This window comes from Nonlabens sp. (assembly GCF_965657255.1).
Lineage (GTDB): Bacteria > Bacteroidota > Bacteroidia > Flavobacteriales > Flavobacteriaceae > Nonlabens.
Map to the genome: position 1 here is coordinate 26,581 of NZ_CBFHNM010000012.1, position 12,469 is coordinate 39,049.

The following is a 12,469-nucleotide window of genomic DNA, read 5'->3' on the forward strand; positions in this document are numbered from 1 at the left end:
TATACATATCGCGATTTTTAAAAAAAAAAAATACGGCCAAAGGCCGTATTTTTTTTGCTTAAATTTAAACCACACCTTTGAAAAACTTAAAAATGAAAAAGCTTGTATTATTAATTGTCATCTTGCCTTTGTTATCTTTTATTTCGGTAAGTGATCAAGATCAATTTATTGGTAAATGGTTAGGAGATGACGGTAGAGATTTGGGTTTTGTCCAATTTGATAAGGAAGGTTATGCTACCTTAGGATTAGGAGATCAAATCATGGGAGGAAAAGAATTCACTCTTAGCGGTGAAAAAGGTAGTATGACATATAAGATAGATGCAAGCAAACAACCTATTGAAATAGATTTAATTGTAACAAAACTAGAAAGTGGTGAGCAAAAGAGATTGTTTTGCATCGCACAATTTATTAATGATAATGAAATGCAATTTGCAATGGATTTTAATAATCAACGACCTTTAGAATTTACAGAAGAAAACTCGATTGTGCTTAAACGAGAGCAATAATTGGTTGTATTGGTGCACTTAAAAGGTTATAGCACTCCAATAGAAAAACCCTATTAACCGATTATGAGTTAATGGTTTTTTAAGTTCTTAGAAAAAAGGGTTTTACACTTCCATTCTTTTTAATTCATTGTAATTGCGTTTTAAGCGTCGCAATAGAATACCGTAAATAAGCATATAGATTAAGTACATAACTACACATAGTACTAGAAATATAACAAAACAGATACCGAAAAACATAAAGTAAAAAGCAGTCTCGTGGCCTACAGCATTAGGAGACTCCATTAAATGAACAACTCTAGGGTCATTAGGAATTAAAATAGCACTCATGATCATTCCTAAAACCATTATGTATATTAAGTTATACCAGATATACCATTTCATAGTACGTCTGGTTTTCAAAATACTTTTCATCAAGCTACGAGTAGGTTGCTCTGTAGAAATATTCTTATAGTTGCTATAAAATAAATAGATGAAAAAGATAATCACCACATAATGAAGTATTAAAGAACCGTAGTATAAAGGTTGGCCCAATAATTCAATAGACTCCTGTTGTTGATCAGAAAAATGAGAGAACAAACCTACAATTGCAAATAAACTAAACTCAATAATTGCGATGATAAACAACCATTTCACAATCCCGGTTGATTTCTTAGCAAGCAAACCAGTAAGTTGGTCTGATGTAAATTGTGGCGTTTCACTAGTTTGTGACTGCCAGTTTTTCTTGAGTATATCTAATTGATCCATGATTTTATGGATTTATAATGTTAGTTAATTTTGTCTTGATCCTGTTCATCTTCACTCTTGCATTTACCTCAGAGATCCCCATAGTTTCTGCTATCTCTCTGTAATTCTTATCTTCTAGATAGAGAAAAACAAGCGCTTTCTCTATATCATTTAATTGTTTTACTGCACCATATAAAAGAGTCAGCTGTTCCATTTGCTCGTCATCTTCCTGTTGGTCTTCTATTTTAAATTGTACCGACTCATAATCTTGTGTCTTTACTCTTCTAGTAGATTTGCGATACAATGTTATAGCTGTGTTCAATGCCACTCTATACATCCATGTGCTAAATTTAGAATCACCTCTAAATTTTGGATATGCTCGCCATAATTGTACCGTTACCTCTTGAAAAAGGTCGTTGTGCGCGTGTTGATCATTAGTATATAGTCTGCATATCTTATGCACTATATTCTGATTCTCGTTAAGCTGTTTTACAAATTCTTGTTCGAGTTTTTTACTCACTTTTTAATGGCTTGGTTACTTTGTAAGTCATTCTTTACTCAAAAACGTTACACGACTAAGAAAAGAATGTTAATGACTCTATAATTTAGGGACTGAAAATTATCTTTGGTAAAACTCTTCCTTATGAATATTCCACAGTCAGATTTGCCACGAGTAATAGTTATAGGCGGTGGTTTTGGTGGTGTTACGCTTTCGCGAAAGCTAGTAAAGCAAAATTTTCAAGTCGTACTTATAGACCGTCACAATTATCATAATTTTCAGCCCTTAATGTATCAGGTGGCGACTAGCGGTTTAGAACCAGATTCTATTGCTTTCCCATTACGAGGTCTGGTGGAAGATCGCAAGAATTTCATATTTAGACTGGCCGAAGTTGAATCTGTAGAGCCCGTAATGAGAACATTGAAAACATCTATAGGTGAGGTTACTTATGATTATCTAGTGATCGCAACGGGAACTAAAACTAACTTTTTTGGGAATAAAGAAATTGAGGAGTCTGCGATGTCTATGAAAACGGTTCCACAGGCATTGAATATAAGAAGTTATATGCTTCAAAACCTTGAGAAAGCCACATTAACAAATGACGTAGAAGAGCGTAAGAAGTTGATGCGTATTGTTCTTTCTGGTGCTGGCCCAACAGGAGTAGAACTTTCTGGCGCTTTTTCTGAATTTAAAAGAGGTGTTTTAATAAATGATTATCCCGATCTTAATCCAGATCACATGGAGATTCATTTACTAGATGGATCAGATCGCGTTCTTGCCAGCATGAGTAAAAAAGCATCTAAGAAAGCAGAAAAGTATCTCAAAGATCTAGGTGTTGAGGTTCATCTCAATACGATGGTAAAGAGTTATGAGAGAGAAAAAGTCATCACTAATACAGATCTTGAAATTGAAGCACTCACATTTATATGGAGCGCTGGTGTTATCGGTAATCCTATTAAAGGAATAAGAGAACAAAGTCTAGATAAAAAATCACAACGTTTTCTAGTAGACAGAATGAATAGAGTAGAAGGTTATGATCACATTTTTGCGATAGGTGATATTGCGTTAATGAAAACAGAAGCATTTCCTAACGGTCATCCACAAGTCGCACAACCAGCCATACAGCAAGGTCAGCTTTTAGTGAATAATTTTAAAAGAATACAAGAAGGAACCACACTTAAAGAATTTAGCTATTTTGATAAAGGAAGTATGGCGACCATAGGAAGAAATAAAGCCGTTGCAGATGTAAAGTCTTTTACCTTAGGAGGTTTTCTTGCTTGGATTACGTGGCTAGGCGTTCATTTATACTTTTTAGTAGGTGTTAGAAATAGGCTGGTTGTATTCTTAAATTGGATTTATAATTATTTCAATTTTGATCGCGCTGCGCGTTTGATTATAAGACCTTATAAGAAGGAATAAGTTTTCAGTCACAATCATAGTTATCTATTAATAATTATCATTAGACTGAGATAATGTAGTTTTGAGCTTTGCTAAAAACTGCTACAGCAAACTGCTACAGCAAACTGCTACAGCAAACTGCTACAGCAAACTGCTACAGCAAACTGCTACAGCAAACTGCTACAGCAAACTGCTACAGCAAACTTCGACAGCAAACTTCGACAGCAAACTGCTACAGCAAACTCCGACACATAATAATACTAAAACGCTCTTATAATAACAACCGCTTTATTACCTTTGTTATTCAAACTAGTATAATAAAAATCAACTCTTATGAGTAAGTACGATGTTGCAGTAATTGGTTCAGGACCTGGTGGCTATGTAGCCGCAATACGCTGTGCGCAACTAGGCATGAAAACTGCCATTATAGAAAAATACAACACACTAGGTGGTACTTGTCTTAATGTAGGCTGTATTCCATCAAAGGCTCTATTAGATTCTTCACACCATTATGATGATGCGATGAAGCATTTTGAAGAACATGGTATCGAGATTCCGGGAGAAATAAAGATCAATTTTGAAAAGATGATCGCTCGTAAGAAACAAGTAGTTGATACAACGTGTTCTGGTATCGATTACTTAATGAAGAAAAATGAAATCGATGTTTTTACAGGGATGGGATCTTTTGTAGATGCTACTCACATAAAAATAGATGGTGAAAAGTCAGAAACGATTGAAGCTACAAATACTATTATCGCAACTGGTTCAAAACCTGGATCACTTCCTTTTATTACATTAGATAAAGAAAGAGTGATCACCTCTACAGAAGCACTTTCCCTTAAAGAAATTCCTAAGCACATGATCGTTATCGGTGGTGGCGTTATAGGATTAGAATTAGGACAGGTGTACAAAAGATTAGGAGCTGAGGTAACGGTTATTGAATACATGGACCGTATCACACCAGCAATGGATAAAGTGCTTTCTAAAGAGTTGATGAAAGTGCTTAAAAAGCAGAAGGTAAAATTTCACCTATCACATGCCGTAAATAAAGTAGAACGTAATGGTGATACAGTCACTGTAACGGCAAAAAATAAAAAAGGTGAAGAAGTAACCTTTGAAGGTGATTATTGTCTGGTATCTGTAGGTAGACGCCCTTATACCGATAAATTAAATGCGACTGCTGCAGGTGTTAAGATCAACGAGCGTGGTCAGGTAGAGGTAAATGATCACATGCAAACTAACATTCCAAATATCTATGCGATAGGTGATGTAGTAAGAGGTATCATGCTGGCTCATAAAGCCGAAGAAGAAGGAGTTTTTGTTGCCGAAACTATAGCAGGTCAAAAACCACATATCAATTACAATCTAATTCCTAATGTTGTTTACACATGGCCAGAAGTAGCCAGTGTTGGGAAAACAGAAGAAGAATTAACAGAAGCAGGAATAGCTTATAAAGCTGGATCTTTTCCTATGAAAGCCTTGGGTAGATCTCGCGCCTCTGGAGATACAGATGGTTTGATAAAAATCCTTGCTGATAAAACTACTGATGAGGTTTTAGGAGTTCATATGATAGGAGCTCGTGCTGCAGACCTAATTGCCGAGGCTGTCACCGCTATGGAATTTAGGGCCAGTGCAGAAGATATTGCTAGAATGTCACATGCACATCCTACTTATTCTGAAGCAGTAAAAGAAGCAGCTCTTGCTGCGACTGAAGATAGAGCTCTTCACGTATAAGAACAAGAATTATAAAGTATAGAAAAGCCGATTCAATAAAATGAATCGGCTTTTCTATACTTATAATCATATGTAAATCAATTATTTGTTGTTTTTATTTATTACTTAACATTTTTTTCAGAACCATGTTTATTGCAGCTGCGTAGGTAGACTAACTAATAACAACTATAATGAAATATACCATTACTTATTCCGCTTTCGCGAAAGCGGTACTCACAACAGCATTCTTTTTTATTTCCCAATTTATTCTAGCTCATAGCATAACTGGATTTGTAAAAGATGATAACGGACAGCCTTTAAAAGATGTTTATGTTTTACACGCTATTTCTGGTAATCATACACATACCAATGCCAAAGGCTTTTTTGCATTAGATAATGTAGAAAGAGGAGACGAATTACGTTTTTCACACCTAGGATATGAGGCAGGATCTGTGATCATCACAGATGAAAATACAGTCCTTCAAATTACTTTAAAAGCTGCTTCTTTAGATCTAGAAGCTGTTACTATTAGTAACGATGTAGAAACGCTTAACGTTCTTGCAAATGTAGATTTACAAATCAATCCGGTAACTTCTTCACAAGAAATATTACAAAAAGTGCCTGGACTTTTTATAGGTCAGCATGCTGGTGGCGGAAAAGCAGAGCAAATTTTCTTACGTGGTTTTGATATCGATCACGGTACTGATATTGCGATAAATGTAGATGGTATGCCAGTAAATATGGTAAGTCACGCACATGGACAAGGTTACTCAGATCTTCATTTTGTAATCCCAGAAACGATCAATAATTTATCTTTTGGAAAAGGTAGTTATGATGAAACGGTTGGGAACTTTGCAACAGCAGGTCATGTAGATTTTAGGACTAAAAATTACTTAAGAGAAAATAAAATTCAATATGAAATAGGTGATTTTAACCATCAAAGATATCTAGGGATGGCTCAATTAGTGGACAATGCTAATACGTCTGCCTATATCGCTACAGAGTTTTTGACCTTTGATGGACCTTTTGATAGCCCTCAAAATTTTGATCGAATTAATTTATTCGGTAAACTTAATTATACCGCAGACAATGGTGATAGATTTAATGTAAGTGTTTCTCATTTTGATAGTAAATGGGACGCAAGTGGACAGATTCCACAACGTGCGGTGGATAGTGGTTTGATAGGAAGATTTGGTGCTATTGATGATACAGAAGGTGGAGAAACTTCTAGAACTAGTGTAGTTGCAAATTATTACAAAGACGTGAGCGATAAAGAAACGATACATGCAAATGTTTTTTACTCACACTATGATTTTCTACTTTTTTCTAATTTCACATTTTTCCTAGAAGATCCTATCAACGGTGATCAAATTAGACAACAAGAATCTAGAGATCTATTTGGTTTTAAAGGAGATTACACCTACAGAACACAGTTAGGAGAGAATAAACTAAATCTAAAAGCAGGTTTGGGATTAAGAAATGATAGAACCGAGGCTTCTGAATTATCAAGAACATTGAATAGAAGAGAAACTTTAGAAAATATTCAATTAGGTGATATCAATGAAACCAACTCATCTGCTTATGTAGGTGCAGAGTTTTTTGTAGATCGCTTACTTATCACGTCAGGTTTACGATTAGAGCATTTTAATTTTAATTATCAAGATGCATTACAAACCACTTTTGAAACGCAATCTCAAACGGCAACAGCGCTATTACCTAAATTAAATTTTGATTATAAGATAAACAATAATGTAAAGGTTTATTTACGCAATGGTATAGGTTTGCATAGTAACGACGCAAGAGTAGTGTTAGAAAATAGTGCAGACAAAATACTTCCTAAATCTTATGGTTCTGATTTAGGTACGATATGGAAAGCATCTGATAACTTAGTCATTAATGGTGCATTGTGGTACTTATTTTTAGAACAAGAATTTGTTTATGTAGGAGATGCAGGAATAGTAGAACCTAGTGGTGAGACAGAGCGTTATGGTTTTGACATAGGATTTACCTATCAGCTTTCAGATTATGTGTTTTTAGATAGTAATTTGAATTATGCACACGCAAGAGCTATTAATGAACCAGATGGCGCAGATTTTATACCGCTTGCACCAGAATTTACTTCTACAGGAGGAATTAGTTTGAAGAACTATAAGAAATTCAATGCAGGATTACGTTACCGCTATATAGGTGATAGAGCTGCAAATGAAGATAATAGTATCGTTGCTGAAGGTTATTTTGTGGCTGATTTGAATGTTAATTACGATTTGACCAACAACCTTAGATTAGGAATGGCGATTCAAAATCTTTTTGATGTAGACTGGAATGAAACACAATTTGCTACAGAGTCTAGACTTGCAAATGAAACACAATCAGTAGATGAAATCCATTTCACTCCTGGAACTCCATTTTTTATTAGAGGTAGTATCCAATATACGTTTTAAGGCAAAACCACGAATTCTTAATTTAAACAAAGACCTATTTTCTCAAGAAAATAGGTCTTTGCTTTATTTACAAATCTTATCTTTGTTTTACCATGAAGCAAAGACAAATCCATACTTTTTCTGTCGAAAAGACTTCTGTTTTCAAAGAGAAATTATTGTCTTATTACAAGGAAGAAAAACACCTTGTTTATTTAGAAAGTAATCACGGAAATCAAAAATATGATAGCTATTCAACGTTAATAGGAGTAAGCGCCCTAGACCGTATTCAATGTAATGCTGGTAATGCTTTTTCTCAATTAGAAGCATTTAGAAAGAAACATCACGATTGGATGTTTGGATTTTTAGGTTATGATCTTAAAAATGAATTAGAAAATTTAGAAAGCCATTATAAAGACCTACTGGATTTTCCAGATTTGTGTTTTTTTGTTCCAGAATTGGTTTTTGAAGTCCAAAAAGAAGGAGTCAAATTACATTCCTTTATGAATTCTCAACAAGCTGCTGACCAGTTAATAAAAAAGATTTCTAATCATCAAATGGAACAAGTAAAAACAGTTTTTACAAAAAAGGCTCTAATAGCAAAAGATCCTAAAATTAAATATCTTGAAAAAGCGCAAACCTTTTTAGATCATATTCATAGAGGTGATATCTATGAAGCTAACTTTTGTACGCAGTTTTATGCAAAAGACGTAAATTTAAATACTCAAAAAGCTTTCAAAGAACTAAATGATATCAGCGAGCCACCATTTGCAGTTTATGCAAGGTTTAATAATAACTATGCGATTTGTGCCAGTCCAGAGCGCTATTTAAAGAAAATAGGAAGCAAATTGATCTCGCAACCTATCAAAGGAACGGCAAAACGCTCACAACATGTACTAGAAGATGATTCTTTAAAAGAACAATTATTGTACGATCCTAAAGAACGTTCAGAAAATGTAATGATTGTAGATCTGGTAAGAAATGACCTTTCTAAAACTGCAGTAAAAGGCAGTGTAGCTGTAGAAGAACTTTTTGGGATTTATACGTTTAAACAAGTGCATCAAATGATCAGTACAGTAGTTTCTCAATTGGATCAAAGATATACAGCGTTAGAAGCTATAAAAACTACATTTCCTATGGGAAGCATGACAGGCGCTCCTAAGATCAGTGCAATGGAGATTATAGAACAAAATGAACGTTTTAAACGTGGTTTGTATAGTGGTGCCATAGGTTATTTTACACCAAATGATGATTTTGATTTTAATGTAATCATAAGAACTATTCTCTATAATGAAAAGAATAAATCCCTTTCTTTCTCGGTAGGAAGCGCTATAACAGCAGCTGCGGTTCCAGAAAAAGAATACGAAGAGTGCTTTCTCAAGGCCAAAGCATTAATCGAGGTGCTGAACCAGCAAGGAATATCCTTTGATTAAATTTACAACATGCTAGAGGCTTTTCAAACACATATCAACAAAGAATTTCCAGAGCTTTTTACCGCGTCTATTGCGATTGCTATTAGTGGTGGAAAGGACAGTACGGTTTTAGCACATCTATTAGGTCATTGCAAAATTAAATTTGATTTGATCCATTGTAATTTTAATTTGCGCGGTATAGAAAGCGATGACGACCAGCGTTTTGTAGAGAAACTAGCCCAGGATTTTGACTGTAACGTACATATAAAATCGTTTCAAACAGAAGCTTATGCTTTGGAGAAAAGTATTTCCATACAGATGGCAGCTAGAGAGTTGCGGTACGATGCTTTTGATCAGATAGCTGTTGAAAATAACTATGATACTATTCTTACAGCCCATCATCTAGAAGATCAATTAGAAACATTTTTGATCAATTTAGGTCGTGGTGCTGGATTGCATGGTCTGACAGGAATTAGAACTCGCAACGGTAAAATTTCAAGACCCTTGTTGCCTTTTACGAGAGAACAATTGGATGATTTTGCTTTGAAAAATAACATTCAATGGCGCGAGGATAGTAGCAATAGCTCTACAAAATACCAGCGCAATAAGTTGCGTCACGATGTGATTCCTTTGTTATACAATGCATTACCTCATTTAAAAAACAACTTTTCAAAAACACTTGATTATCTCAGTAATTCTGAATCTTTGATAGATGTTGAAGTGGCACGCTTTCGCGAAAGCGGAACAAAAACCATCCAGCAAACCATAGAAATAGATATTGCACAACTTAAAGCTACTACAAAACCTAAGATGTATCTTTATGAGCTGCTTAAAGAATATAACTTTAATATTATAGATGCATTATCCTTACTAGACGCAGAGAACGGAAAATACATCCTTTCAGATCAGGTGAAACTGACTAAGGATCGTCAAGTATTGGTTTTAAGTAAAATGAAAATTGTTGAAGATTTTTATTTAGAGATACACGATTTAAACAGTACCGTAGAAGTAGGAAATGCAGTATTAGTATTGAAAAAAATTGAAGTTAACAATGCGTTAGAATATGTAAGCGCTAATGGATCTGCAAATAAAATATTCATAGATCCTGAAGAATTAAAACGGCCTCTTTTGTTAAGGAAATGGAAACAAGGTGATCGTATGCAACCTTATGGAATGAAAGGAAGCAAATTAATTAGTGATATGTTAACTGACAGCAAAATCCCTTCTTTAATACGAGAAAAAACCTTAGTATTGACAAGTGGTAAAGATATCATCTGGTTAGTAGGAATAAGAGCTAGCAAACATTATAAAATTACAAAGACAACAAAAACTATTATTGAAATAACTACAGAATTATGAGAAAGCTTTTTTTTGCTTTAACAGCCCTTATTTCATTACAATTAACTGCTCAAAGTGATCCAACTTCATGGTCTACAGAGGTTAATAAGTTATCAGAAACAGAATACGAACTAGTTACCACTAGTTGGATTGATCCTGGATGGCACTTATACTCACAGACCAGTGGCGCTGACAGCGGTCCAATTCCTACCACATTAAGCTTTTATGAAGTGGACGGTAAAATAGAATTGTTAGGAGTCAATGAAGAAACAGGTTCCTATGCAGAGTATTCAGATGTTTGGGAATTTAATGTATATCAGTTTGCAGATTTGGCTGTTTTCAAACAAAAAATCAAAGTTTTAGATCCAAATTTGAAATATATTATCGCAGAGATTTTTTATCAAGTTTGTGATGACGAACGTTGTTTAAGGCCAGTGGGACAGGTTCTTAATTTTAAGTTAGATCCTAATGCCATTATACCTCAAGATGCTGGTGATATTATTGAGAAATACCTCGATGATGAAATAGATCCAATGGTTGCACAAGCCCCACTAGAGTCTGCTATCCCATTAAAAGAAACTCATAAAACTCTTCAAGAGTCTGGAGCTAAAAAAAAAAGCGATGAAGAAATAGACAAGGAAAAAGCGGAAGAAGGTAGTGATGAAGAAGACCGAAGCCTGTGGGGCATCTTTATAGTAGCATTTCTATCAGGATTTGCTGCGTTGCTGACACCATGTGTGTTTCCTATGATACCATTAACGGTAAGTTTTTTTACTAAACAAAGTAAGAATAGAGCAAAGGGAATATCAAATGCTATCCTTTATGGTATTTTTATAATTGTCATTTACGTTTTATTAGGAACGGTCGTCACAGCAATTTTTGGTTCAGAATCATTGAATGAACTCAGTACAAATGTTTATTTTAATGTAGCTTTCTTTTTAATACTAGTTGTTTTTGCTGTTTCTTTTTTAGGAGCCTTTGAAATTACATTACCACAATCATGGGCAAATAAAGCAGATGAAAAAGCAAATAAAGGCGGCATAGCAGGAATCTTTTTCATGGCTCTTGCGCTTGCTATTGTGTCCTTTTCTTGTACAGGACCGATCGTTGGTTCTCTTATTGTAGAAGCTGCTTCAAAAGGTGGACTAGCACCCATAATAGGAATGTTAGGTTTCTCTCTTGCTATAGCATTGCCATTTGCATTATTTGCCATTTTTCCAGGATGGATGAACTCGCTTCCTAAGTCTGGCGGCTGGTTGAATACCGTAAAAGTAGTCTTAGGGTTTCTAGAGCTTGCTCTAGCATTTAAATTTTTAAGCGCAGCAGATTTAGTTTTCCAGACTCATTTTATTGAAAGAGAGGTTTTCCTGGCGATATGGATAGCTATTTTTGGAGGCTTGGCTTTATATCTTTTAGGTAAGATTAAAATGCCACACGATGGAACAGCATCCAGTATTTCTGTTGGTAGGTTGATTATGGGATTAATTGTTTTGACTTTTACTGTTTATATGATTCCAGGACTTTGGGGCGCGCCTTTAAAAATTATTTCTGGTTTCCCACCGCCCTTAAATTATGCTGAAGCACCTTATGGTGTAGGTTACACAAAATTAGATGCAAATATACAGATTCCAGAAGGTGCTCATCTAGCTGTTCATGATATTATAGCTTTTCATGACTATGAAGAAGGACTGGCATATGCAAAAGAAGTCAACAAACCTATTTTAGTTGACTTTACTGGTTGGGCATGCGTAAACTGTCGAAAGATGGAAGAAAGAGTATGGAGTGATCCTGCCATTTTACATATGCTCAAGAATGATTTTGTATTGATTTCTCTTTATGTTGACGATAAAAATAAATTACCAAAAGAGGAACAATATGTTTCAGAAGATACTGGTAAAAAAGTGAGAACTATAGGCGATAAGTGGATGGCGTTTCAAAAGAATAATTATGAAGCTCTAGCACAACCTTTATATGTTATTAAGGATTCTGATGGAAACGATGTGGGGAAACCTATAGACTATACTCCTAATATAAAGGAGTATGAGGCCTGGTTGAGAAAAGGATTAGAGAGCCAGTAATTTTTTGAATTATTTTACCGCAGATTTACTTTTCCTAATCTGTCTACGTATACGGATGGAAACAATTGCGTATTCAGGCCTGTTTTTTTGTGATCAAGCCAATTGATATTCATTTGTAAATAGTCTATCAAATAATCTATAAAAGTGTTCCTATTTTTAATCGGATCACTTTTACGTAAATCATGAAATTAATTAGCATATATGGAGAGCAAGGTGTTAATGCAACGTTTATTTTCTCTATCTATTCTGATCTATAAATTGAAAGAGCTTTCATTAATTAATGGAGTTAATCATTAGGTGTTCTAATCCTAAAATGAAGAACTTCTAAATATGTTTAGGAAGAATGTGCCAGGAGGTTTAATGACTCTAAACGTCAATGCTACCT

The 12,469-nt window shown here is 34.7% G+C and carries 9 protein-coding genes; 7 read left to right on the forward strand and 2 right to left on the reverse strand.

Annotated elements, in window-relative coordinates; translation table 11 throughout:
• The first annotated feature begins 92 nt into the window (after window positions 1-92).
• Window positions 93-506 carry a hypothetical protein gene (locus tag ACTF54_RS12205; RefSeq protein WP_347197283.1) on the forward strand — a complete coding sequence of 138 codons (414 nt, stop codon included), beginning with the start codon at window positions 93-95 and terminating at the stop codon, window positions 504-506.
• 102 nt (window positions 507-608) lie between these two features.
• Here ACTF54_RS12205 and ACTF54_RS12210 read toward each other — a convergent pair whose 3' ends face one another.
• Both ACTF54_RS12210 and ACTF54_RS12215 read right to left on the reverse strand, forming a co-directional pair.
• Complete coding sequence (locus tag ACTF54_RS12210; RefSeq protein ID WP_347197282.1) at window positions 609-1,250, reverse strand: hypothetical protein; 642 nt, start codon at window positions 1,248-1,250, stop codon at window positions 609-611.
• A 4-nt stretch (window positions 1,251-1,254) separates the two neighbouring features.
• Window positions 1,255-1,749 carry an RNA polymerase sigma factor gene (locus ACTF54_RS12215; RefSeq protein WP_347197281.1) on the reverse strand — a complete coding sequence of 165 codons (495 nt, stop codon included), beginning with the start codon at window positions 1,747-1,749 and terminating at the stop codon, window positions 1,255-1,257.
• A gap of 123 nt (window positions 1,750-1,872) precedes the next feature.
• Here ACTF54_RS12215 and ACTF54_RS12220 point away from each other — a divergent pair, with 123 nt between their 5' ends.
• The 6 genes from ACTF54_RS12220 (at window position 1,873) to ACTF54_RS12245 (ending at window position 12,084) form a co-directional block, all read left to right on the forward strand.
• Window positions 1,873-3,147, forward strand: coding sequence for an NAD(P)/FAD-dependent oxidoreductase (locus ACTF54_RS12220; RefSeq protein ID WP_347197280.1), 1,275 nt, complete (start codon window positions 1,873-1,875; stop codon window positions 3,145-3,147).
• A 312-nt stretch (window positions 3,148-3,459) separates the two neighbouring features.
• A complete protein-coding gene (gene lpdA / locus ACTF54_RS12225) occupies window positions 3,460-4,860 on the forward strand; it encodes a dihydrolipoyl dehydrogenase (protein ID WP_347197402.1) in 1,401 nt (466 codons plus the stop codon).
• A gap of 170 nt (window positions 4,861-5,030) precedes the next feature.
• Entirely contained in the window at window positions 5,031-7,280 is a 2,250-nt protein-coding gene (locus tag ACTF54_RS12230; RefSeq protein ID WP_438969461.1) for a TonB-dependent receptor, read from the forward strand.
• 92 nt (window positions 7,281-7,372) lie between these two features.
• The gene (locus ACTF54_RS12235; protein ID WP_347197404.1) at window positions 7,373-8,689 is read left to right on the forward strand and encodes an anthranilate synthase component I family protein; all 1,317 of its coding nucleotides are present in this window, start codon (window positions 7,373-7,375) and stop codon (window positions 8,687-8,689) included.
• A gap of 9 nt (window positions 8,690-8,698) precedes the next feature.
• Entirely contained in the window at window positions 8,699-10,027 is a 1,329-nt protein-coding gene (gene tilS, locus ACTF54_RS12240; RefSeq protein ID WP_438969462.1) for a tRNA lysidine(34) synthetase TilS, read from the forward strand.
• Window positions 10,024-12,084 (forward strand): protein-disulfide reductase DsbD family protein, encoded by a 2,061-nt coding sequence (locus tag ACTF54_RS12245; protein WP_438969463.1) that lies wholly within the window; start codon window positions 10,024-10,026, stop codon window positions 12,082-12,084. Before tilS ends, ACTF54_RS12245 begins: the two co-directional genes overlap by 4 nt.
• Window positions 12,085-12,469: the final 385 nt, after the last annotated feature.